The organism is Microbacterium cremeum, assembly GCF_015277855.1.
Lineage (GTDB): Bacteria > Actinomycetota > Actinomycetes > Actinomycetales > Microbacteriaceae > Microbacterium > Microbacterium cremeum.
In genome coordinates this window covers 340734-362696 of the sequence record NZ_CP063812.1, presented here as the reverse complement: position 1 = coordinate 362696, position 21963 = coordinate 340734, and the positions used below count along the sequence as shown (strand labels likewise).

Here is a 21963-nt window from a genome sequence, read left to right as displayed (position 1 = left end):
GTCATGAGATCTCTCCGATCCAGCTGGGCTCGGCCTGCGTCGGGAAGAACCTGCCGCGGATCGCTTCGGATGCCTCGCGAGTGACCGTCTGCACACGCTGCATGTGCTGCGGCAGCTCGTTCAGGATCTCGGAGATCGGACGGTACTCGAGGTCGTTGCGGATCTGGCCCAGGGCACGCAGCACCGTGTTCGAGTGGCCGACACGGTCGGCCCGCGGGTCGATGGCGCTCATGCACTCCTCGGCGCGCTGGATCGAGTAGATGATCGAACGCGGGAACAGTCGGTCCAGCAGCAGGAACTCGGCGGCGTTGCGCGCACTCGGCATGCCGCGGTAGGTGCGCAGGTACGCCTCGTAGGCGCCGCACGAGCGCAGGATGGTCGTCCACGACGGGCCGGATGCCTCGGTCAGCGACCGCGTGGCCAGCAGGCGTGCCGTCATGTCGGTGCGCTCGATGCTGCGTCCGAGGGTGAAGAACTGCCACGCCTCGTCGCGGCTCGTCGAGGAGTCGACGATTCCGACGGCGAGCGCGGCGCGCTCGCGCACCCACTGGAAGAACTCGTGCACCCGGTCGTTCTGCAGCCGCCGCGGCATCCGTGCGTTCGTGGTGTTGAGGGTCTCCCACAGCTCGGTCGACACGATCTCGCGAGCCCGGCGCGCGTTCTCGCGAGACGCCGTGAGCGCGTACGCGATGCTCGACGGGTTCATGCGGTCGACGGCCAACCGGGCCAGGACGTCGCCCCGGCGCACGTGCTCGACGCCCTCGGGCGGCAGCGACCCCATGACGCTGAGCAGCGACCGGCACGCGGTGTCCTCATCGATCCAGGGGTCTTCGAGCAGGAGCTGCAGGTGCACGTCGAGGATGCGGGCCGTTCCGTCGGAGCGCTCGATGTAGCGCCCGATCCAGAACAGGCTTTCGGCGATGCGGCTCAGCACGTTGCCTCACACCCCGATCCGGGGCCGGTTGTCGAGCAGGTCGCTCTGCGACCGTATCGGAACACGGCGATGCGGCTCAGCACGTCGGCTCCTCGGGAGCTCGGCGCGTTTCGTCTCGCTCGCTGGCGCTCGCTCGCTCAACGACCGGGCGAGCGGAGCGAGACGAAACGTCCGTGCGGGCCTGCTGCTGCTGTTCGCGCTGCTCGACACGGGATCCGGGGGCGTCGTGCGGCGAGTGCGTCGGCTCGGCCTGCGGGTCGTAGACGATGGGGATCGCCGCGGTCACGGTGGCGGCCTGGTCGGCGACGAGCCCCGAGACGCCCTGGCCCTGCCCGTACTCGACGTGCGCGGGCGCGGATCCGCCGATCACCCACGTGTCCTTCGAGCCGCCGCCCTGGCTCGAGTTCACGACGAGCTGCCCCTCGGGCAGCGCGACACGGGTGAGGCCGCCGGGAAGCACCCAGACGTCCTCGCCGTCGTTCACCGCGAACGGGCGCAGGTCGGCGTGGCGGGGCCGCATCCCGTCCTCCACCAGGGTCGGGATCGTCGAGAGCATCACAACCGGCTGTGCGATCCAGCCCCGGGGGTCGGCGAGCAGGCGCTGCCGGAGGTTCGCGAGCTCGGCGGGCGAGGCATCCGGCCCCACCACCAGGCCCTTGCCGCCAGAGCCGTCGACCGGCTTGACCACGAGCTCGTCGAGCCGGTCGAGCACCTCTTCGAGGGACTCCGGATCTTCGAGCCGCCAGGTGTCGACGTTCTTGAGGATCGGCTCCTCGGCGAGGTAGTAGCGGACGAGGTCGGGCACGTAGGTGTAGAGCAGCTTGTCGTCGGCGACGCCGTTGCCGACGGCGTTCGCGATCGTCACGTTGCCCAGGCGCGCGGCGAGCATGAGGCCGGGCGCGCCGAGCATCGAGTCGGCGCGGAACTGCAGCGGGTCGAGGAAGTCGTCGTCGACGCGACGGTAGATGACGTCGACCCGCTTGGGTCCGCGCGTCGTGCGCATGAACACCTTGCCGCCGATGCACAGCAGGTCGCGGCCCTCGACCAGCTCGACGCCCATGAGCCGGGCCAGGAGCGTGTGCTCGAAGTACGCGGAGTTGTAGACGCCCGGCGTGAGCACGACGACGTTCGGGTCCTCGATGCCCGCGGGCGCCGACGCGCGCAGCGCCGCGAGGAGCTTGTTCGGGTAGTCGCCGACCGGCCGCACGCGCATCGAGACGAACAGCTCGGGCAGCGTCTGCGCCATGACACGGCGGTTCGAGATGACGTAGCTCACGCCCGACGGCACGCGCACGTTGTCTTCGAGCACGCGCATCTCGCCGTGTTCGTCACGGATGAGATCGATGCCCGACACCTGGATGCGCACGCCGTTGGCGGGCACGATGCCGGCTGCCTGCCGGTAGAAGTACTGCGAGCTGGAGATGAGCCGGGCGGGGAGCACCTCGTCGCGCACGCAGTGCTGATGCCCGTACGCATCGGCGAGGAACGCCTCCAGCGCGCGCACGCGCTGCTTCACTCCGGCCTCGATGCGCGACCACTCGTCGTAGGCGATGACGCGGGGCACGGCATCCAGCGGGAACGGACGCTCCTCGCCCGCGAAGTCGAAGGTGACCCCCTGCGCGAGGTATGAGCTCGCGAGCGAATCGGTTCGCCCGCGCAGCTCCTCCTGCGTCATCTGCGCGAGCGCCTGGTAGAGCTCCCGGTAGGCGGCTCGCGACTCGGCCGCGGCACCGGGATGGGCGGGGACCCCGAACATCTCGTCGAACGCGGGGATGCCCGACGGCGTCTTGCGCGGCGCCAGTGTGGAGCCGTAGCCGTCGAACAGATCACCCATGCGAAGAGCCTAATGCGGGCCGTGTTGCCGCGTTGTTTCGGGCTTCGCCACGCGCCACGCGCCGGCGCCGGGCGCGTGTAAGCATCCCGTAAGCTCTCGCCCGTCCCCGCCCCGACGCGGGCGCCTACCCTGGTGGCATGGCGGCCCATCCGGAGGATCGCGCCCCCGCCCCCCTGACGTGGGTGGCGGGAGCAGCCGCAGTCGTTCTCGGCGCCGGGGTGGGCGAGCTCGTCGCCGGCATCGTCGCCCCGGCATCGAGCCCCGTCGCCGCGATCGGGTCGGCGCTGATCGACATCGCGCCCACGTGGGCGAAGGATGCCGCGATCGCGCTCTTCGGCACCGCCGACAAGATCGCGCTCGTGGTCGGCATCGCCGTCGTGATGCTCGCCGCGGCGGCGCTCGCAGGGTGGCTGCAGGCGCGGTTCCCGCCGTGGGGTCTCGTGGTCGCGGCAGGCCTCGGCGCGGTCGGCGGGGTCGTCGCCGCCACGCGCCCGGGGGCGGGACCGCTGGCATGGGCGCCCGCGATCGTCGCAGGCGTCGTCGCCGCGACCGCGCTGTGGCTGCTGACGCGGCTGCTGCGGGCCCCGACCCCTCGGTTCGAGTCGCACACCGTGCCGCCCCAGGCGGCGATCCACGACGACGCGCGCGACTCGAACGACGCCGCGGCTCCGGCAGGCGCGCGCCCGAGCCGCCGCGCGTTCTTCGCGTGGGCGGGCACCGCGGCGGCGGCTGGCATCCTCACGGCGGCGATCGGCAGCGTCCGCAGCACGGCCTCGGCCACCGTCGCCGCGATCCGCCGCGGCCTGCGCCTGCCGGCGGCGGCGGTCGCGGCATCCGCGGTTCCCGAAGGGGCGGAGCTCGGCATCCCCGGGCTCGCCCGCGTGGTCACCGCGAACGACCGGTTCTATCGCATCGACACCGCCCTCATCGTGCCCGAGGTCGACCCCGGCGAATGGCGCCTGCGCGTGCACGGCATGGTCGCCGAGGAGTTCGAGCTCACGTGGGACGAGCTCATGACGCTGCCGCTCGAAGAGAGCTGGACGACGCTCGCGTGCGTTTCGAACGAGGTCGGCGGCACGCTGATCGGCAACGCGAGGTGGCTCGGCTACCCAGTGCGCCGCCTGCTGGAGCGGGCGCGGCCGACGGCCGACGCCGACATGGTGCTGTCGCGATCGGTCGACGGCTTCACGGCGTCCACCCCTCTCGAGGCGATGACCGACGGGCGCAATGCGGTCCTCGCGGTGGGGATGAACGACGAGCCGCTGCCGATCGAGCACGGCTTTCCGGCGCGGCTGGTCGTGCCGGGCCTGTACGGCTACGTGTCGGCGACCAAGTGGGTGGAGAGCCTCGAGGTCACCCGGTTCGATCGCGCCCGCGCGTACTGGACCGACCGCGGCTGGTCGGAGCGCGGGCCGATCAAGCTGCAGTCCCGCATCGACGTGCCGCGCAAAGGCCAGGGGCTTCGTGCGGGGGATGCCGTCATCGCCGGTGTCGCGTGGCATCAGGGCGTCGGCATCGCCGGGGTCGAGGTGCAGGTCGACGAGGGCCCCTGGCAGCAGGCGGCGCTCGCGACCGCGATCTCGGACGACACGTGGGTGCAGTGGAGCATTCCCTGGACGGCGACCGAGGGCGACCATCTGCTGCGCTGCCGGGCGACGGGCAAGGACGGGCAGCGGCAGACGCCCGATCGCGCGGCTCCCGCGCCCGACGGCGCGACCGGCTGGCACGAGAGATTCGTGCAGGTGTTCTGACCGATTGGTTCTACCAGACGCGTTCGGCCTGTAACATGCCCAGTGGCGAGGCCCACTGGGGAGCGGGTCCGCCGTGCCTGGGGAGGTTCTTGTGCCTGATCAGCTGGAGGCGCTCGTGGCGCGCCTGCGCGAGCTCGCGACGCTCGACGAAGATACGGGGAGACGACGACTGCCGCCGGAGCGCGTGCTCGGCGAGTCGCTCGGGATGAGCCGGGGCGCGCTGCGCGAACAGCTCGCGGTGCTCGAACGACTGGGGTTCATCGACCGCACGCAGGGCCGCGGGACGTACCTCGCCACTCCGTCGTACGACTTCGTCCGCACGTACTTCCGCATCTCACGCGATCTCGGGTACCTGACGGACGCCGAGTTCTCGGAGTCGCGCCTGCTGCTCGAGGAGGCGCTGTCCGAGGCAGCCGCCCGGCGGGCGACTCCGGAACAGGTCGCGCAACTGCGCGCCGACGTCGACCGGATGGTGGCCTCGCAGGAGTCCGGGGACTTCGACGACGCCCGCGAGGCCGACATCGCGTTCCACTGGCGGCTGCAGCACATCGTCGACAACCCGGTGCTGCGGTTCCTCCACGAGGGCCTCAGCCATGTGCTGCGCGACGACATCGCCGCGCGGCGCCAGGAGGTCGCCGAAGGCACGCGCGAACACGACGACCGCACCGACAGCGTGCACTACGAGATCGTGGACGCGATCGCCGCCGGCGACCCCGTCGGAGCACGCCTCGCGATGCGGCGCCACTTCGGCGGGGTCGCGCTGGGAATGCGAGCAGGCTGAACCCCCGGCCCGCGCGATGCGCGGCAGCCGCGCGAGCCTCGCGGCTCAGCGCCCCGGTCGGGCTACGGGGAGATACGCCTCGAGCGGGTCCAGATCGGGCTGAGACTGCGGGTCGGCGACGGCGGCCGCACCGACGGCGCACGCTGCGGCGAGTGCCGTGTGCACGTCCTGCCCGCGGAGAATGGCGACCGTGAGCGCGGCGGCGAAGGCGTCGCCGGCGCCCACCGAGCTGACCACCGAGGTGGCGGGCGCCTTGGCGCGCGCGATCTCGACCCCGTCGCGGAGCAGGATCGCACCCGCCGCCCCGAGCGTCACGGCGACGAGCGGCCGCGCGCGGAGCTCTGGGAGCTGCGCGTACTCGTGCTCGTTCACGATGAAGAGGTCGACGCGCTGGAGCAGGGCATCCGGCAGCGGCCGGACGGGCGAGACGTTGAGGGCGAAGAAGCCGTCCGTGCCGAACGCGACTCGCTCGACGACGGTGAGGTCGACCTCGAGCTGGGCCAGCGCCGCGGCGCGCGACACGTCCGGGATCCGCTGCGCGTCGATCGCGGTGTTGGCGCCGGGGCAGACCACGATCGAGTTCTCGCCCGAGTCGTCGACGACGATGAGCGCAGTTCCTGTCGCCTCCGCGGTCCGCTGGACCCCGGCGACATCGACCCCCGCGGCGGCCAGGTGCCGGCGCATCTCGTCGCCCGCGTCATCGGCCCCGACGGCCCCGATCAGGCGCACGCGCGCCCCGAGCTTCGCGGCGGCTGCGGCCTGATTGGCGCCCTTCCCGCCTGGCTGCCGGGAAAGGATGCCGCCGCTCACCGTCTCACCGCGTGCGGGGGCGCGCGGCACACGCGCGGTGAGGTCGACGTTGATCGCGCCGACGACCACCAGCGGTGGTCCGTCCGCCGCAGCCCGAACGGTCATCGCGTCTGGCCCGAGCGCTTGGCGACGACGACGTTCACGCCCGCCTTCCGCAGCCGCGCGACGTGACCGCGGTCGGTCGCGTAGTCGACGATGACCGCGTCGAATGCGGCGAGAGGCAGCATCGCGTGCAGGGCCCGCTTGGAGAACTTGGTGTGGTCGGCGAGGAGGATGCGCTTGCCGGCCGCGTCGAACATCGCCCGCTTCACGTCGACCGTCTCGAGCGTCTGGTGGAATGCGATGTCGTCCGAGATCGCGGATGTCGACATCACCAGCAGATCCGCGCGCAACGCCGAGATGGCGGTCGTCGTCATCCGCCCCATGTAGGCGCTGCACCAGTTGTAGTACTGCCCTCCGAGCCCGAGCAGCGTGATGCCGTTGGCCGACTTGAGCTCGTTCATGATCGTCAGCGTGTTGGTGATGACGGTGAGCGGCTTCTTGGTGTGCAGATGCGGCACGAGGTGCAGCGCCGTCGTCGAGTCGTCGAGGATGATGGCCTGTCCCGGCTCGATGAACTCCAGCGCCGCGTGCGCGATCGCCTCCTTCTCCGGCAGCTCGCGGCTCGCGCGGTAGACGTCGCTGGATTCCACGAGCGCGGTCGAGAGGGCGGTGGCGACGCCCCGGCTCTTGCGGAGCAGGCCGCGCGCCTCGAGCTCGTCGAGGTCGCGGTGGACCGTCATCTGGCTGATCCCGAAGCGCTCGGCGAGCTCGTCGATCCGCACGGCGCCGGCCGACATGACGGCCTCGGTGATGGCACGCTGGCGAGCGGCCTGCCGGTTCTGCCGCGATCCGTTGGACGCGTCGGTGGGGGGCACCGCCTGCGAAGTCATCTCTCTCCCTCGGTCTACCGAAGCGACGCCGCCTCGTCGATGATGCGTGCGAGGCTCGGGGTGTCGTGTGCGAACCGGCCGAGGAACAGCCCGTCGATCGCGCCACCCAGCTCGCTCAGCATCCCTCGCTGAGCGCTTCCCCCGTAGATTACCGAGGACGCCGTGACGCGATCGTCCGCCGCGAGGCGATCGCGCAATGCGGCGGCCACAGCCCGGATGTGATCGGTCGGCGCCGGCGCAGGCCGGCCGATCGCCCACACCGGCTCGTAAGCCACGATGAGGTCGTCGATGCGCATCCCGTCCAGGCCGGCGAGGGCAGACTCCAGTTCGTCCAGGCAGCGGGAGGCCGCGTCGGCCGCGGGTATCGGATCGTTCTCGCCGACGCACAGCACGGGGGTCAGCCCGTTTCGGACCGCAGCGGCGAGCTTGCGCCGCACCGTATCGTCGTCCTCGCCGAAGAGCTCGCGGCGCTCGGCGTGGCCGACCTCCACGAGGGTGCATCCGATCGTTCGGAGGTCCGTGCCGCTCACCTCGCCGGTGTACGGCCCCCGGTCCTCCCAATGCAGGTTCTGGGCCCCGACCTCGACGGACGTGCCGGCCGTCGCCTCCCTCACGCCGGCGAGGGCGGGAAGCGACGGCATCACGAACAGCCGCACCGCGCCGCCGCGAACCGCGGTGTGGCCGCGGGCGATCGTCGCGACCTTTCGCGCCCAGCCGACGGTCGTGGCGACATCGAGGTAGAGCTTGAGGCTGACGCCGAGCGTGACCGGCTGAGGTGCTGAGCGCGCGTCGGTGCCGTCAGCCACAACTGCCGGTCTGCTCGTAATCCGTCAGCACGGCGACCTTCTCCGCTGACGGCGAGCCCTGGTCGAACTCGTATCCCAGCCACTCCTTCGCCAGGCGACGGGCCAGCTCGAGGCCCACCACGCGCTGGCCGAACGTGAGGACCTGTGCGTTGTTGCTCAGCACGCTGCGCTCGACGCTGAAGCTGTCGTGCGCGGTCACCGCGCGGACCCCGGGCACCTTGTTCGCGGCGATCGCCACGCCCAGGCCGGTGCCGCAGACCAGCAGCGCCCGGTCCGCGTCGCCGTCGCGGACCTTCTCCGCCGCGGCGATGGCGACACGCGGGTATGCCGTGTGACCGTCGGCGCCGACCCCGACGTCGATGACCTCCGACACCCGTGGGTCGTTCTCGAGGTCGGCCTTGAGGGCTTCCTTGTACTGGTATCCGGCGTCGTCGCTGCCGACGACGATCCTCCACTGACGGCTCATGTCAGACTCCTGTTCCTAGTCGTTGGCCAAGACCGCGGCGGCCGCGGTCATCGCAAGAGCGAAGGAGATCGCTCCCGGGTCGGGGGTTCCGAGGCTCTTCTCCATGTGCGGACGGGCGCGTCCCATCCGCGGCAGCAGAGCTGCGGTCGCGTCCGCCGCCGCGGTGGCGTCGGCCGCTGCCGCCTTCCAGGCGTCGGGCAGCGCTTCGTCGGAGGACACCCGCCGCCGCAGCGATTCTTCGAACGGCACGAGCGCGTCGACGAGCGTCTTGTCGCCGACCTGCGCCTTGCCGAGTTCCTGCACCTTCGCGCGGGCCGCCTCGACCGCTTCGGCGACTGCGGTCGCGTCCGGCGCGCGGTCGTCGCCGATGCGCTCGCCGGCGGCGCGAAGACCCGCACCCCACAGGGCGCCGGAGGTGCCGCCGGCCTTCAGCGCCCACGCGTCGCCGGCCAGCGCGAGCACCGTGCCGGCGCCCGCGCCGAGGCCGACGGCGCGCGCAGCCTCGTCCGCGGCCGCCCGCGCGCCGCGCTGCATGCCGATGCCGTGATCGCCGTCGCCCGCGATGGAGTCCAGACGACCGAGCTCATCGACCTCCCGGTCGACGATGTCGCGGATCGCCTCGACGACGGCCTGCACACTGCGACCCGCGGCGACCGACTCGTCGCTCGCGGCGGGGACGTCGGCGGCGGCATCCGTCGCCGTCTCGCCGGCAGCCGCGCCCGTGACGTCGCGCGAGCCCTTGCGGTAGGCCGGGGTGTACGTCGGAGCCGCCCACGCCGCCTCGAGCTCGTCGTCCAGCCACAGCAGCGTCAGCGAGACGCCGGCCATCTCGAAGCTCGTCGCGTACTCGCCGACCTCTGGCTGGACGACGACGATGCCTGCGCTCTCGAGTTGCGCGGCCACGGTCCCGTAGACGACGAAGAGCTCTTCGGACTTGACCGACCCGAGGCCGTTGACGATCGCGGCGACGCGCGCACCGTCCGCCGAGGGGATGTCGTCCGGCCGCTCCTGCAGCAGCGCCTCGACGAAGAGCCGTCCCAGCTCCGAAGCGGTGGGAAGGGGACGGATGCCGATCCCCGGCTCGCCGTGGATGCCCATGCCGACCGCCATCTGACCGGGCGGCACGGTGAACAGCGGCTCGCTCGCACCAGGGAGGGTGCAGCCGGTGAAGGCCACGCCGAAGGAGCGGGTGCGGTCGTTGGCACGGGCGGCCACCTCGTGCACGCGGTCGAGGTCGAACCCCTGCTCCGCGGCCCACGCGGCAGCGCGGAACACGGCGAGATCGCCCGCGATCCCGCGGCGCTTGTCGCGCTCCTCGGGGGAGGCGCTGTAGATGTCGTCGGTGACGCGGACTGTGCGGCACGGGATGCCCTCGGCGTTGAGCCGCTCCTGTGCCTGGTCGAAGTTGAGCACGTCGCCGGCGTAGTTTCCATAGCTGAGGAGTACTCCGGCCTCGGTCGCGACGGACTTGGCGACGCTGTAGATCTGCTGCGCGCTGGGCGAGGCGAAGACGTTCCCCATCGCGGCGGCATGGGCCAGGCCCGGCCCCACGAGGCCCGCGAATGCCGGATAGTGCCCGGACCCGCCGCCGATGACGACGGCGACCTGTCCGGCGGGTGTCGCCGTGGCCCGGGCGACGCCGCCGGGAACCCGCCGCACGAGGTCGCGGTGCGCGGCGACGAATCCCATGGTGGACTCGTCGGCGAAATCGGCCGGATCGTTCAGAACGTAGCTCATGGTGCCTCTTGGAGTAGAAGTGGACGGGGGCGGATGCGAGTCGCACCCGCCCCCGTTCGGCCGCCCGGGAGCGCGCGGCCGGCTGGTCGTCGTCAGCCCTCGAAGGTGAAGGGAGCCGTCATGCTGCCGACGTTGTCCGTGGTGATGAGGATGCAGTCGAAGGACTGCTTCTCGGTCTCGGGTGCCTCACCCGTGCGGATGAACTCGTCGGCGAGGCGGACGGCCTCCTCCGAGAACGTGGCGACCGGCTGAAGCACCGTGTAGGCCAGTTCTCCGGCCACGATCGCGTCGACCGCGTCCGGGGAGCCGTCGAAGCCGCCGACGACGATGTCCTGCAGTCGGCCGGCCTCCTTCAGCGCGGCGATCGCACCGAGGGCCATCTCGTCGTTGCCGGCGATCACGCCGTTGATGGCGGAGTTCGCCTGCAGCAGGGACTGCATCTTGTCGTGACCCTTCGTGCGATCCCAGTCGGCGACCTCCTTGCCGACCTGGACGAGCTCGGGGTACTGGCTGATCACGGTGGTGTAGCCGTTCGAGCGGGTCTGGGCGTTGTTGTCGGAAGGTGCGCCGAAGAGCTCGACGTAGTCGCCCGCCTCTCCCATCAGCCGCACCCATTCCTGCGCACCGAGGGCGGCGCCCTGGGCGTTGTTCGAGACGAGCTGCGCCTTGGCGATGCCCGACTCGTTGATCTCCGCGTTGACGAGGAAGACCGGGATGCCGGCGGCATCGGCCTTCTTCACCGCGGCGATCGAACCGTCGGCGTTCGCCGGGTCGAGGATGATGGCCACCGACTTGTTCGAGATCGCCGTGTCGATCAGCGTGTTCTCGGTGTTGGCGTCGCCCTTGTGGGCGCCCACCGTGGTCTCGTAGCCGAGCTCCTCGGCGGTGGCCGCGGCGATGTCGCCCTCGGTCTTCCAGTAGGGGTTGGCCGGGTCGTTGACGATGATCGTGATGAGGCCGCCGGCCTCACCCGATCCTCCCGAGGTCTCGTCCGAGCCGGCGGTGTTCCCGCTGGAGCAGGCCGTCAGACCCAGAACCAGCGCGCCCGCGGCAGCGAGGGCGGCAAGCGCCTTGTTGCGCAGCATGTGATTGTCCTTTCTTGGTGGCTCGGCAGCGTTCTTCGATGCCGGGTTCGCGGTCAGGGCTTCGCGGCCGTGGGCCTAGGCGCCCTGTCCCGACGTGGAGGATCCCTGCGCCACCGGGGTGGGCGACGCGGGGGCGGACGGAGTGGTCGTCGCGGCGGGGCGACGACGGCGTCCGTACTGGAGGGTGTTGAGCAGGACCGCCACGACGATCACGGCGCCCATGAAGACCATCTGCCAGTAGGCCGATACGCCGACGATGACCAGTCCGTCGGAGAGGAAGCCGATGACGAACGCCCCCAGGAGCGTGCCGCGGATGTTGCCGCGTCCGCCGCTGAGCGCGGCACCGCCGATGACCACTGCGGCGATGGCGGTCAGCTCGTAGGTGTTGCCCGCGGTGGGGCTGGCGCTGGTGAGCGTCGATGCCAGGATCAGGCCCGCGATCGCGGCGCACACGCCCGAGATCACGTAGACGTAGACCTTGACCTTCTTGACCGGCACGCCAGACAGCTCGGCCGCGCGCTCGTTGCCGCCCGACGCGTACAGCCACCGGCCGAACTTGGTCCTGCCCAGGACGTAGCCGAGGATGACGGCGACGACGCCCATGATGATGACGCCGATCGGGATGTTGAGGATGCGGTTGAAGCCGAGCCACGCGAACCCGGTGTTGCCGAGCTCGGGCTCGCCCGCGAGATCGTTGATCGTCAGGCCGTTGGTCATGAGCAGCGCGAGGCCGCGCACGACGTACAGCATCCCGAGCGTCGCGACGAAGGGGGCGACCTTGAACTTCGACACCAGGATGCCGTTCACGAGCCCCACGAGCGCGCCCACGCCGCACGACAGCAGCACGACGACCGGCACGCTCGGGAAGAGCGTGATGCCGAAGATGTTGATGGGCACGCCTTGCAGCAGGAAGCCGGCGATGACGGCGGAGAAGCCGAGCGTCGAACCCACCGACAGGTCGATCCCGCCGTTGAGGATCACCATGAGCATGCCCATGCCGAGCAGGGCGTAGATGGCCACGTGCGAGGCCATGATCAGGAGGTTGTCGACCGTGAGGTAGTTCGGCGACAGGAGCGAGAACACCACGATGATGAGGATGAGCGCGAGGAACGCCCGTCCCTCCAGCAGGAGCTTCGCGATCGAGAACCTCTTCTTGTTCTCGATGATGGTGGTTGTCGTCGTCGTCATTGTGCGATCCGTTCTGGGCGTCAGGCGGCCACGGCTTCGCCGGAAGCGGCCATGATCATGTCTTTGGTGGCGTCCGGCGTGAACTCGGCCGAGATCCGGCCGCGGCGCATCACGACGATGCGGTGGGCGATGCTGAAGCACTCGCCCACTTCGGACGTGGAGTAGACGACCGCGAGGCCCTCGCGGGCGCGGTCGGCGAGCAGGCGGAACACCTCACCCTTGGCGCCGACGTCGATGCCCCGGCTCGGCTCGTCCAGCAGCATGACGCGCGGGTTCGTCGCGACGATCTTGCCGATCACGACCTTCTGCTGGTTTCCTCCCGAGAGCGCGCCGATCGCGAGTTCCGGACCCGGCGTCTTCACCGTGACGGCGCGGATCAGGTCCATCGCGCGCTTCTTCTCGACGCGTCGCGAGATCGCACCCCGGACGAGGCTCTGGTCGAGGCTCGCGAGGGTGAGGTTCGTGCCGACGTCGAAGGTCTGCACCAACCCGTCGCGCTGACGGTCCTCCGGGACCAGGCCGATTCCGTCGGCGATCCGCTGCGCGATGCTCTCCGACAGGATCGAGTCGCCGTCGAGCAGGATGTCTCCGGCGGCGACCGGCTCCTTGCCGGCGATCGCCTCCAGAAGCTCCGTCCGGCCGGCGCCCATGAGGCCGTAGATGCACACGATCTCGCCGGCGCGGACGTCGAGGCTCAGGCCGTTCACGATCGCGCGCTCCGGGTTCTCCCTGTCCACGACGGTGAGATTGCGGATGCTGAGCACCCTGTCGCCGAAGTCGTAGCCGGTCGGCGGCGACCCGAAGTCGAAGTTCTCGCCGACCATGTTCCGCACGATCCACTCCAGGTCGATCTCGTCCCGCTCGCCGCGCGCCGTCATCGTGCCGTCCCGCAGTACGACGGCGTGGTCGGTGAGCTCCAGAGCCTCTTCCAGGTGGTGCGAGATGTAGACGATCGCGACACCGCGGGCGAGGAGATCGCGGATGATGCCGAACAGCACCTCGACCTCGGCCGCGGCGAGAGCCGACGTCGGCTCGTCCATGATGAGGATCCGCGAGTTGACGGACAGCGCCCGGGCGATCTCCACGATCTGCTGCTGGCCGACGCGCAGATCGGCCACGAGCGTGTCGGGTTCGATCGGCAGCTCCAGCTCCTGCAGCAGGACCTTGGTCTGCCGGGCCTCCTCGGCGTAGTCGACGCCGAACGGACCCGTGATCTCACGACCCATGAAGATGTTGTCGCGCACCGACAGGTTCGGCGCGAGGCTCAGCTCCTGATGGATGATCGAGATGCCCCGTGCCTGCGCCTCGGTCGTCGAGCTGAAGACGACCGGCTCGCCGTCGAGGACGATCTCACCGGATGTCGGCTGCTCCACGCCCGACAGGATCTTCATGAGCGTCGACTTCCCGGCGCCGTTCTCGCCGAACAGAGTCGTGACCGTGCCCTGGCGGATCTCGAAGTTCACGCCCTTGAGCGCGCGGGTGCCGCCGTACGTCTTGACGATGTTCCGCGCCTCGAGGACGACGTCGTTGAAATGGGCGGTCTCGCTCATGAGACCTCGATCTCGGTCGGGGTGACCAGCCAGGCCGCCGGGTTGATGAGCGTGAACGCGCCCGTCACGGTGATCGTCCTGCCTTGGAGGGCAGCCGTGTCGACATCGGCGAGCACTTCCGCCTTGAGCTGCTCGTTCAGCGCAGCGGCGGCGTTCTGGTAGTCGATCTGGTTCGTGAACTGACCGAACGTGATCTCGCCGGTCGCATCGCGCAGCTCCGTGCCGTTGACGGCCGGACCGGTCTGCACCCGGATGAGCTGGCCCTCGGGGACGCCTTCGACGTGGACCTCGTAGATCCCGGACTGGCCCTCTCCGACCACACCCGTGAACGTGACGCTGTACACCGGTCCCCCGGAGCTGGCGACGGCGTACTCCTCTGCGGCGGCCGCCGGGTCCGCCGCGATCGCCTCCGCCAGCGTGGCGGCGTCGGTGGCGCGCTCGGCGACCGACTCCTGGATCTGCGGGAAGTTCTCCGCGCCGAAAGTGGCGGGGTCGAACTCCTGCGCGCCCTGGAGGCTTGCGTCGTCGTTGGCCACGGCCTTGGTCCCGAGCACCACGCCGAGGACGATCAGGGCGATGACGCCGATCCAGATGCCGCGCTTGGCGCCGGTCGAGAGCTTCTTGCGCGGCGTCGTCGTGGGGCCGGCAGTCGAGGCGCTCACAGGAGGACCCGCGATTCGGTGTCGTTCGGGCGGATCTGCAGCTTGCGACCTTCACCGCGGCGGAACATCTCGAGCGCGTCGGAGTAGTCGTCGAGCGTGAACGAGTGGCTGATCATCGCCGTCGCGTTGATCGCGCCCGCCTCGAAGAGCTCGACGGCCCGGCCGAAGGAGTTGAGCACGGCCATGGTGCCGACGATGGTGATCTCGTCGCGATAGACGCGGAAGGGCGAGAACTGCGCCGTCCGGTCCGCGGGAGCCACGCCGAAGTCCTGGAAGTAGCCGGCGGGCTTGACCCGCGCGAGGGCGTCCTCGATGGCCCGGATGTTGCCGGTGCAGTCGATGACGACGTCCCACTTCTCGCGGTCGGCGTCGTCGGCGCTGGTGTAGCGCAGCTCGATGCCGCACTCGGCGGCCGTCTGCAGCCGCGCCTCGTTGAGATCGACGATCGTGACGGTGGCCGCTCCGGCCTTCGTGGCCAGCTGCGCCATCATCAGGCCCATCGTGCCCGCGCCGTAGACGAGGACGTGGTCGCCCAGGCGCCGCGGGAGCACATCCCATCCGCGGATCGCGCACGCCAGCGGCTCGATGAGCGCGGCCTCGTACAGGTCGGTCTCGGGCTTGAGCTTGTAGACGTTGCCCGCGGGAGCGGTGAAGAACTGCTGCGATGCACCGTCGGACGCCACGACGCCGAGGCCGTTCCAGAACCGGCACAGGTTCTGGTGGCCGTTCTGACAGAACTCGCACTCGCCGCACGTCGTGCTGGGGTTGACGGCGACGCGGTCGCCGACGCGGAAGTCGAACACGCCGTCGTTCACGCCCTCGCCGAGCGCGACGATCGTCCCCGTCGCCTCGTGACCTGGCACCAGGGGGAACACCGTCCCCTCGAACTCGCCGTCGAGGACGTGCGTGTCGGTTCCGCAGATACCGACCGCAGCCGTCTCGATGAGGATCTCCTTGTAGCCGGGCGTCGGCCTGGGTCGCTCCTCGAGTGCCAGTTCGCCCTCCGCCGTGAATACAACTGCGCGCATCTTTGCTCCCGTTTTCGGCCATCGCCGTCGAAAACCGGGGGTACGGCGACGGTGGCGTTCCTGCTCTCCCCCGCGGCGGCGAACATGCCGTCGGCCGCTTGCGCGGGGCACAAGGCTCACAGACCTTGTGTTATCTTTCCTGTGATCTTGTCACAAGTTCACGTGAGATACACCATAAGATCATCACATATGCATGTCAATCCGGATCGAAGGAGACCCACATGAGCACACCCCGGGACGCGTCGACGGAGTCAGTCGGCATGACGGCGGCCGTGCTCGTCCGTGCCGGCGAGATCGTGCTGGAGAGGCGCCCCGTGCCGGCGCCCCGAGCCGATGAGGTGCTCGTCCGCGTGACCGCGGTCGGGGTGTGCGGCAGCGACGTGCACTTCTACAAGGACGGCCATCTGGGCGACTGGGTGGTCTCGGAGCCGCTGGTGCTCGGGCACGAGTCGGGCGGGACGATCGTCGCGGTCGGCGACGATGTGAGTCGTGAGCGGATCGGTGAGCGTGTCTCGATCGAGCCGCAGCATCCGTCGACCACGTCGGCCGAGACGCTGCGCGGCGACTACAACCTCGACCCCCACATGGAGTTCTACGCCGTGCCGGGAACCGACGGCGCGTTTCAGGAGTACGTGACGATCCAGAGCCACTTCGCGCACGCGATCCCCGACAGCGTGAGCGACCACGCCGCGGCGCTCATGGAGCCGCTCTCGGTCGCGATCGCGACAGCGCGCAAGGCGCGGTTCTCACCCGGCGATCGGGTCCTCGTAACGGGGGCCGGGCCTGTGGGCATCGCGATCGCACAGGTGGCGCGCGCGTACGGCGCCGCCGAAGTCATCGTGTCGGACATCGCCGACGATCGACGCGCGGCCGCGCTGTCGTTCGGGGCGACATCCGTGGTGGACCCGAGCAGCCCCGACTTCGAGACGCTCGTGGCCGGCGTCGACTCGTTCGCCGACGCATCGGGCGCGGCTTCGGCTGTTCGCGCCGGGATCCGGGCACTCCGGCCCGCCGGACGAGCGGTGCTCGTCGGCATGGGACTGCCCGAGGTGCCGCTGCCGATCACCGCGATCCAGAACAAGGAGCTCGTCGTGACCGGCGTCTTCCGCTACGCCAACACGTGGCCGACGGCGATCTCGCTCGTCGCGGCCGGTCGAGTCGACCTGGACCGGATGGTCACCGGCACGTTCGGCCTGGGTCAGGTGCGCGAGGCCCTGGAGTCCACCGCGGACCCGTCGACGATCAAGTCCGTGGTCGTTCCCACCCGGGCCTGACGCGGGCCCGCGCCCGCTGCCGCCGGCCGCGGCCGCCTCGGCGGTGCGGGTAGGGCCCGCGCCCCGGGTCAGCCCGCGAGCACCACCCGCAGCTGCTCGATCGCCCAGTCCAGCTCGGTCCCGCGCACCACGAGCGGCGGCGCGATGCGGATCGTCTGGCCGTGGGTGTCTTTCACGAGCACGCCGCGCGCGATGAGCCGCTCGGCGACGTCGCGGCCGGTCCCCACGGCCGGGTCGATGTCGACGCCCGCCCACAGCCCCGCCGCGCGCACCCCCGTCACGCCGTGGCCGACGAGCTCGCCGAGCTTCGCCTCGAGGTGCTCGCCCAGCAGCTTCGCGCGACGCTGGAACTCGCCCGACTGCAGCATCTCGACGACCCGCAGCCCGACGGCCGCCGCGAGCGGGTTTCCGCCGAACGTCGAGCCGTGCTCGCCGGGGCGGATGACGCCCAGCACGTCGCGGTCCGCGACGACGGCCGAGACGGGGAGGATGCCGCCGCCCAGCGCCTTGCCGAGCAGGTACACGTCGGGAACCACGCCCTCGCGGTCGCATGCGAACGTCTCGCCGACGCGGCCGAGGCCGGACTGGATCTCGTCGGCGATGAACAGGACGCCGTGCTTCGTGCAGATCTCGCGCACCGCGCGCAGGTACCCGTCGGGCGGGAGGACCACGCCGGCCTCGCCCTGGATCGGCTCGATGAGGACCGCCGCCGTCTCGGGGGTGATCGCCGCCTCGATGGCGGACGCGTCGCCGAACGGCACCGGCACGAACCCGGGCGCGAACGGCCCGAAGTCGCCCCGCGCGTCCGGGTCGTCGCTGAAGCCCACGATCGTGGTCGTGCGGCCGTGGAAGTTGCCGTGCGCGACGACGATGGTCGCGGCATCCGGGGCGATCCCCTTCGTGCGGTAACCCCACGCGCGCGCGACCTTGATTCCCGTCTCGACGGCCTCGGCGCCGGTGTTCATCGGCAGCACGAGCTCCTTGCCGCACAGCTCGGCCAGCGCCGCGGCGAACGGACCCAGACGGTCGTTGTGGTACGCGCGGCTGGTGAGCGTGAGGCGGTTCAGCTGCTCCTGCGCGGCGGCGAGGAGAGCCGGATGCCCGTGCCCGAAGTTCAACGCGGAGTACGCCGACAGCAGGTCGAGGTAACGCTTGCCCTCGACATCCGTCACCCACGCGCCTTCACCGCGCGAGATGACGACCGGAAGCGGGTGGTAGTTGTGCGCGACGTGCTCGCCTTCGTCCGCGATGATGCGGGCGATGGCGGTGTCGTCCTTCGACGGGCTCAGGAACGGGGAGACCGAGGTCATGTGGTCCTTCTCTCAGCGCCGCAGCTCGAGCGTGCAGCACTTGATGCCGCCGCCGCCGAGCAGCAGCTCCGACAGGTCGACGAGCACCGGGTTGTAGCCGCGCTCGCGCAGCTGCGCCTCGAAGCCCTTCGCGCGCGGCGAGATGATGACGTTGAGTCCGTCGCTGGCCGAGTTGAGGCCGAACACGGCTCCGTCGGCGTCGGCGACACGGATCGCGTCGGGGTAGCGCTCGGCGAGGATCGACTGGCTGCGCTCGTCGAAGGCGCCGGGGAGGTAGGCGATGTTGGCGCGGTCGACGCCGCCGGGGCCCTGGATCGGGTCGAGCACCGAGATCGCGGTGTCGAGGTGGTAGAAGCGGGGGTCGACCAGGTTCAGGCTCACGACCTCCTTGCCGAACACGTCGGCGAGCTCGCGGTGGCTGTCGCCGGTCGAGCGGAAGCCGGTGCCGGCGAGGATCGTGTCGCCGACGAGGAGGAAGTCGCCCTCGCCCTCGTTGACCTCGACCGGATCGACGACCTCGAAGCCGTTCGCGCGGAACCACTCCATGAACGCAGGCCCCTCGGGCACGCGCTCCTGGAAGCGGAACTTCGCGCCGTAGGCCACGCCGTCGATGATGAAGCCGCCGTTGGCGGTGTAGACCATGTCGGGCAGGCCCTCGATCGGGTCGATCAGGTGCACCTCGTGGCCGAGCTCGAGGTAGGTGTCGTAGAGCGCCTGCCACTGCTGCACGGCGAGCGCCGTGTCGGTCGGGTTCGCCGGCTCCATCCAGGGGTTGATCTTGTAGCTCACCGTGAAGTGCTCGGGGCGGCACATGAGGTAGCGGCGGTGCTGCTGGATGCGGGTGGCCGGGGCCTCGGTGCTCACCTCGACCGCTGAGTTCGTCGAAGGGGCCGGCGCGGTGTCGTGCGTGGACATCTGTCTCCTTGCGAAGGTGCGGCGGACGCTGTCCAGAGGCCCGGCGGCTCCGATGCGCTGGGGCCGAGCTGCTGCATCGGTCCTCTGCTGGTCGAAGGGCGGTCCGGGCACGCCGCCACCCATTCTCTCACGGACGCTGAGCGTGGCCTGGGAACGGCAGTGCGTGCGCTCTCGCCGTGCTGCGAAAACACCAGTCGGTCACGCGACACGCCGGGCCGCGGCATCCGTCGTCGGCGCGTGACCGACCCGTGTTTTCGCACGCCCAGCCTTTCGCACTCCCGGCGACGAAGACGACGGATGCCGCAGCCTCAGCCGGCGACCACCACGACCTTGCCGAGGGTGTGGCCGGCGTCGACGTGCGCGATCGCGTCGCCGGCCTGCGACAGCGGCCAGGTGCGCTCGATGAGAGGCGCGAGGTCCCCCGCGGCCGCCAGGGCGATCAGCTCGCCGGTCAGGGCGGCCGTGGTCGTCGCGACGACGGGGACGAAGCGCCGCGTGGATCCGATCGAGCGCAGCGCACCGCCGAGGATGCGGCGCATCGGTCCCAGGATGCTGCCGCCTTCGCCGCCGACGAGCGCGATCCGGCCGCCGTCGCGAACGAGCCTCTGCAGGGCGGCGAGGGGCGGCTCCCCCGCGATGTCGATGACGGCGTCGAACGTTCCGTCGGGAAGTTCGTCCGAACCCGGCTGCACCTCTCGGTAGTCGAGCACACGCGTCGCGCCGAGGCCTTCGACCGCGGTGCGGCTGCGGGCCCCCGCGAGCGCCCACACTTCGGCGCCGCGCAGGGCGGCGAGCGCGACGGTGAACGTGCCCACGCCTCCGGAGGCGCCGATCACGAGAACGCGCCGGCCCGGCGCGGAGTCCGGCGTGATCCCCGCCTTCTCGAGAGCGAGCCAGGCCGTGCCGCCGGCGACCGGGAGTGCCGCGGCGGTCACGGGATCGACCGACTCCGGGCGGGCGGTGAGCTTCGCCGCGGGCGTCGCGACGTACTCGGCGAGCCCGCCGCCGGGCAGTTCGCCGACGACCTCGTCACCGACCGCGAAGGCCGTCACCTCGTCGCCGACCGACACGACCGTGCCGGCGACGTCCATTCCGCGCACCGCGACGCGCGGGCGCCGCAGCCCGAACGCGAGTCGCACCGCCCGGGGCTCGCCGCGCATCACGTGGATGTCGCCGCTGTTGAGTGCGGTCGCCCGCACGCGCAGCAGCACCTCGCCGCGACCGGGCCGCGGCACGTCGAGGCGGGTCGCGGTGACGGCATCCGGGCCGCCGTAGGCCAGCTGCCGCCAGGCCGTCATCGTGGCGGGCACCGCGGTGACCGCCGTCGTGTCGTTCTCGTGAGTGGTCATGTCAGTCCTCCGGGTAGGCGAAGAGGTCGTCGAGACCCACGCCGAAGGCGCGGGCGATCTGGAAGGCGAGCTCGAGCGAGGGCGAGTACCGGCCCTGCTCGATGGCGATGAGCGTCTGACGGGTGACGCCGACCTGCCGGGCGAGCTCGGCCTGCGTCATGCCGGCCGCCTCGCGGACGGCACGGACGGAGTTGGTGACCTTGGTGGGCTTGACCATCAGACGAGCCCGCGGCGATAGGCGATGACGCTCGCGATCCCGCCGACGGTGAACGAGACGGCGAAGCCGAAGAACATCGCGTTCGCGATCCAGAACCAGTCCACCTCGAACGCGCACAGCACGATGACGCCGAGGCCGGCGATGGTGATGAACGCCTGGCCGACGCGCGTCGACATGTGGGCGATGTCGCGGTCGCGCTGGTCGGACTTGCCGACCTCGTCGGGATCCCGCAAGCCCGCGAACATCCCCCACAGGATGCTGACGAGGATGCTCGCCCCGATGCTGCCCAGGATCGTCCACAGCATGATGGGCGGCCAGTCGACCTCGGTCAGCGGCCCGCCGGCCGCCTGCTGCAGCACGACCATGACGTACACGGTCATCGCGACGATCGTGACGATCAGGCTCGACCAGATGTTGCGTTCCTCGTAGACCACGGCGATTCTCCCCGAGTAAAAGATTCTTGACATGAAAACGGTAGCCCGCCGTAGCGTGCGGTGTCAAGAATCTTTTACACACGAAGGAGCATCCGATGAACACCCTCACCCGCACCGCACGCTGGACCGGCGCCGCGTACCTCGCCCTCGCCGTCTTCGGCATGGGCGGCTTCCTCCTCCTCCGGCCGCAGCTGTACATCGAGGGCGATGCCGACGCGACCCTCGCCGCACTGCAGGCGAACGGCGCGCTCGCGCATCTCTGGATCGTGCTCGAGCTCGGGGTCGTGGCCGCGCAGGCGCTGGCCGCACTCGGGTTCTACGCCCTGTTCCGCCACGACCGCCCGGCCGCCGCGTACGGCGTCGCGACGTTCGGCATGGCGAATGCGGCAGCGATCCTCGGCAGCGCCGCCATGATGATCACCGCGGTCGGCGTCGCCGAGGGTGCAGTCGTCCGCGCGAGCGCCCCGGCCACGGTCGCACTCCTCCTCCAGGCCTCGCAAGCGTTCTGGACTGCGGGCGGTCTGTTCTTCGGGCTCTGGCTGATCCCGATGGGTGCCTACGTCCTGTCCACGTCGCGGATGCCTCGGCTGCTGGGCTGGCTGCTCCTCGTCGGCGGTGCCGGCTACATCGCCGGCACGGTGATCGGCGTCGGCTGGGCGGGCGCTCCGGTGTGGCTCGTCGACGGCATGCCCCTGCCCGCGACGGTCGCCGAGTTCTGGATGATCGGATACCTGCTGATCCGCGGCATCCGGCCAGTGCCGACCTCCTCCGTCGCCGCGCCGGCGGCGGCAGCCACCGCGCGCTGACGTCGAATCGTATCCAGAACGACATTCGGTTTAGGATGCCTCGACCGCCGGCATCGATCGCACGGCCCACCCGGAGGGCCGCACGCCGCCGGGG

The 21963-nt window shown here is 70.7% G+C and carries 21 protein-coding genes; 4 read left to right on the top strand and 17 right to left on the bottom strand.

The annotated features are described in order from the left end of the window. Position 1: 1 nt before the first annotated feature. Together IM778_RS01610 and IM778_RS01605 are read right to left on the bottom strand one after the other, a co-directional pair. Complete coding sequence (locus IM778_RS01610; protein WP_194410357.1) at positions 2-934, bottom strand: alpha-E domain-containing protein; 933 nt, start codon at positions 932-934, stop codon at positions 2-4. Positions 935-1010: 76 nt separating this feature from the next. Then, positions 1011-2768 carry a circularly permuted type 2 ATP-grasp protein gene (locus IM778_RS01605; protein ID WP_228484688.1) on the bottom strand — a complete coding sequence of 586 codons (1758 nt, stop codon included), beginning with the start codon at positions 2766-2768 and terminating at the stop codon, positions 1011-1013. A gap of 137 nt (positions 2769-2905) precedes the next feature. On the opposite strand from IM778_RS01605, the gene IM778_RS01600 reads away from it, so the two are divergent. Both IM778_RS01600 and IM778_RS01595 read left to right on the top strand, forming a co-directional pair. After that, positions 2906-4519, top strand: a complete 1614-nt coding sequence (locus tag IM778_RS01600) for a molybdopterin-dependent oxidoreductase (RefSeq protein WP_194410356.1) — start codon at positions 2906-2908, stop codon at positions 4517-4519. A gap of 91 nt (positions 4520-4610) precedes the next feature. Beyond that, positions 4611-5300, top strand: coding sequence for a FadR/GntR family transcriptional regulator (locus IM778_RS01595; protein WP_228484687.1), 690 nt, complete (start codon positions 4611-4613; stop codon positions 5298-5300). A gap of 45 nt (positions 5301-5345) precedes the next feature. Here the strand turns inward: IM778_RS01595 and IM778_RS01590 are convergent, their stop codons facing one another. The 10 genes from IM778_RS01590 to IM778_RS01545 all read right to left on the bottom strand — a co-directional run bounded on the left by IM778_RS01590 (position 5346) and on the right by IM778_RS01545 (position 15564). Then, positions 5346-6215, bottom strand: coding sequence for a PfkB family carbohydrate kinase (locus IM778_RS01590; protein WP_194410355.1), 870 nt, complete (start codon positions 6213-6215; stop codon positions 5346-5348). Further along, positions 6212-7042: a DeoR/GlpR family DNA-binding transcription regulator gene (locus IM778_RS01585; RefSeq protein WP_194410354.1), complete on the bottom strand. Its 831-nt coding sequence runs from the start codon at positions 7040-7042 to the stop codon at positions 6212-6214. The genes IM778_RS01590 and IM778_RS01585 overlap by 4 nt, the downstream gene beginning before the upstream one ends. Positions 7043-7056: 14 nt before the next feature. After that, complete coding sequence (locus IM778_RS01580; RefSeq protein WP_194410353.1) at positions 7057-7848, bottom strand: triose-phosphate isomerase family protein; 792 nt, start codon at positions 7846-7848, stop codon at positions 7057-7059. Then, positions 7841-8314, bottom strand: coding sequence for a ribose-5-phosphate isomerase (locus IM778_RS01575; RefSeq protein WP_194410352.1), 474 nt, complete (start codon positions 8312-8314; stop codon positions 7841-7843). Before IM778_RS01575 ends, IM778_RS01580 begins: the two co-directional genes overlap by 8 nt. 15 nt (positions 8315-8329) lie before the next feature. Further along, complete coding sequence (locus tag IM778_RS01570; protein WP_194410351.1) at positions 8330-10051, bottom strand: dihydroxyacetone kinase family protein; 1722 nt, start codon at positions 10049-10051, stop codon at positions 8330-8332. Positions 10052-10143: 92 nt separating this feature from the next. Next, entirely contained in the window at positions 10144-11136 is a 993-nt protein-coding gene (locus IM778_RS01565) for a D-ribose ABC transporter substrate-binding protein (protein ID WP_194410350.1), read from the bottom strand. Between the two features lie 75 nt (positions 11137-11211). After that, positions 11212-12324, bottom strand: a complete 1113-nt coding sequence (locus tag IM778_RS01560) for an ABC transporter permease (protein WP_194410349.1) — start codon at positions 12322-12324, stop codon at positions 11212-11214. 20 nt (positions 12325-12344) lie between these two features. Next, complete coding sequence (locus IM778_RS01555) at positions 12345-13874, bottom strand: sugar ABC transporter ATP-binding protein (protein ID WP_194410348.1); 1530 nt, start codon at positions 13872-13874, stop codon at positions 12345-12347. Then, positions 13871-14536 carry a DUF2291 family protein gene (locus tag IM778_RS01550; RefSeq protein WP_194410347.1) on the bottom strand — a complete coding sequence of 222 codons (666 nt, stop codon included), beginning with the start codon at positions 14534-14536 and terminating at the stop codon, positions 13871-13873. The genes IM778_RS01555 and IM778_RS01550 overlap by 4 nt, the downstream gene beginning before the upstream one ends. Beyond that, complete coding sequence (locus tag IM778_RS01545) at positions 14533-15564, bottom strand: zinc-dependent alcohol dehydrogenase family protein (protein ID WP_194410346.1); 1032 nt, start codon at positions 15562-15564, stop codon at positions 14533-14535. The genes IM778_RS01550 and IM778_RS01545 overlap by 4 nt, the downstream gene beginning before the upstream one ends. Positions 15565-15785: 221 nt before the next feature. On the opposite strand from IM778_RS01545, the gene IM778_RS01540 reads away from it, so the two are divergent. Further along, positions 15786-16838, top strand: coding sequence for an NAD(P)-dependent alcohol dehydrogenase (locus tag IM778_RS01540; RefSeq protein ID WP_228484686.1), 1053 nt, complete (start codon positions 15786-15788; stop codon positions 16836-16838). Between the two features lie 68 nt (positions 16839-16906). Here the strand turns inward: IM778_RS01540 and rocD are convergent, their stop codons facing one another. The 5 genes from rocD to IM778_RS01515 all read right to left on the bottom strand — a co-directional run bounded on the left by rocD (position 16907) and on the right by IM778_RS01515 (position 21096). Further along, positions 16907-18148, bottom strand: a complete 1242-nt coding sequence (gene rocD, locus IM778_RS01535; protein ID WP_194410345.1) for an ornithine--oxo-acid transaminase — start codon at positions 18146-18148, stop codon at positions 16907-16909. Between the two features lie 12 nt (positions 18149-18160). Next, entirely contained in the window at positions 18161-19063 is a 903-nt protein-coding gene (gene ddaH / locus IM778_RS01530; protein WP_194410344.1) for a dimethylargininase, read from the bottom strand. A 308-nt stretch (positions 19064-19371) separates the two neighbouring features. Continuing rightward, the gene (locus tag IM778_RS01525) at positions 19372-20412 is read right to left on the bottom strand and encodes an NAD(P)-dependent alcohol dehydrogenase (protein ID WP_194410343.1); all 1041 of its coding nucleotides are present in this window, start codon (positions 20410-20412) and stop codon (positions 19372-19374) included. A 1-nt stretch (position 20413) separates the two neighbouring features. Further along, positions 20414-20629 carry a helix-turn-helix transcriptional regulator gene (locus tag IM778_RS01520; RefSeq protein ID WP_194410342.1) on the bottom strand — a complete coding sequence of 72 codons (216 nt, stop codon included), beginning with the start codon at positions 20627-20629 and terminating at the stop codon, positions 20414-20416. Further along, the gene (locus tag IM778_RS01515) at positions 20629-21096 is read right to left on the bottom strand and encodes a hypothetical protein (protein ID WP_228484685.1); all 468 of its coding nucleotides are present in this window, start codon (positions 21094-21096) and stop codon (positions 20629-20631) included. The genes IM778_RS01520 and IM778_RS01515 overlap by 1 nt, the downstream gene beginning before the upstream one ends. Before the next feature lie 62 nt (positions 21097-21158). Here IM778_RS01515 and IM778_RS01510 point away from each other — a divergent pair, with 62 nt between their 5' ends. Continuing rightward, positions 21159-21869 carry a DUF4386 domain-containing protein gene (locus tag IM778_RS01510; RefSeq protein ID WP_194410341.1) on the top strand — a complete coding sequence of 237 codons (711 nt, stop codon included), beginning with the start codon at positions 21159-21161 and terminating at the stop codon, positions 21867-21869. Positions 21870-21963 lie beyond the last annotated feature (94 nt).

Excerpts from the sequence above, each read along its gene's own strand:
- IM778_RS01600 (WP_194410356.1), top strand. The coding sequence starts at position 2,906 with ATGGCGGCCCATCCGGAGGATCGCGCCCCCGCCCCCCTGACGTGGGTG.
- IM778_RS01515 (WP_228484685.1), bottom strand. The coding sequence starts at position 21,096 with ATGTCAAGAATCTTTTACTCGGGGAGAATCGCCGTGGTCTACGAGGAA.
- IM778_RS01555 (WP_194410348.1), bottom strand. The coding sequence starts at position 13,874 with ATGAGCGAGACCGCCCATTTCAACGACGTCGTCCTCGAGGCGCGGAAC.
- IM778_RS01575 (WP_194410352.1), bottom strand. The coding sequence starts at position 8,314 with ATGAGCCGTCAGTGGAGGATCGTCGTCGGCAGCGACGACGCCGGATAC.
- IM778_RS01565 (WP_194410350.1), bottom strand. The coding sequence starts at position 11,136 with ATGCTGCGCAACAAGGCGCTTGCCGCCCTCGCTGCCGCGGGCGCGCTG.
- IM778_RS01540 (WP_228484686.1), top strand. The coding sequence starts at position 15,786 with ATGAGCACACCCCGGGACGCGTCGACGGAGTCAGTCGGCATGACGGCG.
- IM778_RS01590 (WP_194410355.1), bottom strand. The coding sequence starts at position 6,215 with ATGACCGTTCGGGCTGCGGCGGACGGACCACCGCTGGTGGTCGTCGGC.
- IM778_RS01510 (WP_194410341.1), top strand. The coding sequence starts at position 21,159 with ATGAACACCCTCACCCGCACCGCACGCTGGACCGGCGCCGCGTACCTC.
- IM778_RS01605 (WP_228484688.1), bottom strand. The coding sequence starts at position 2,768 with ATGGGTGATCTGTTCGACGGCTACGGCTCCACACTGGCGCCGCGCAAG.
- ddaH (WP_194410344.1), bottom strand. The coding sequence starts at position 19,063 with ATGTCCACGCACGACACCGCGCCGGCCCCTTCGACGAACTCAGCGGTC.
- IM778_RS01545 (WP_194410346.1), bottom strand. The coding sequence starts at position 15,564 with ATGCGCGCAGTTGTATTCACGGCGGAGGGCGAACTGGCACTCGAGGAG.
- IM778_RS01585 (WP_194410354.1), bottom strand. The coding sequence starts at position 7,042 with ATGACTTCGCAGGCGGTGCCCCCCACCGACGCGTCCAACGGATCGCGG.
- IM778_RS01525 (WP_194410343.1), bottom strand. The coding sequence starts at position 20,412 with ATGACCACTCACGAGAACGACACGACGGCGGTCACCGCGGTGCCCGCC.
- rocD (WP_194410345.1), bottom strand. The coding sequence starts at position 18,148 with ATGACCTCGGTCTCCCCGTTCCTGAGCCCGTCGAAGGACGACACCGCC.
- IM778_RS01520 (WP_194410342.1), bottom strand. The coding sequence starts at position 20,629 with ATGGTCAAGCCCACCAAGGTCACCAACTCCGTCCGTGCCGTCCGCGAG.
- IM778_RS01570 (WP_194410351.1), bottom strand. The coding sequence starts at position 10,051 with ATGAGCTACGTTCTGAACGATCCGGCCGATTTCGCCGACGAGTCCACC.
- IM778_RS01560 (WP_194410349.1), bottom strand. The coding sequence starts at position 12,324 with ATGACGACGACGACAACCACCATCATCGAGAACAAGAAGAGGTTCTCG.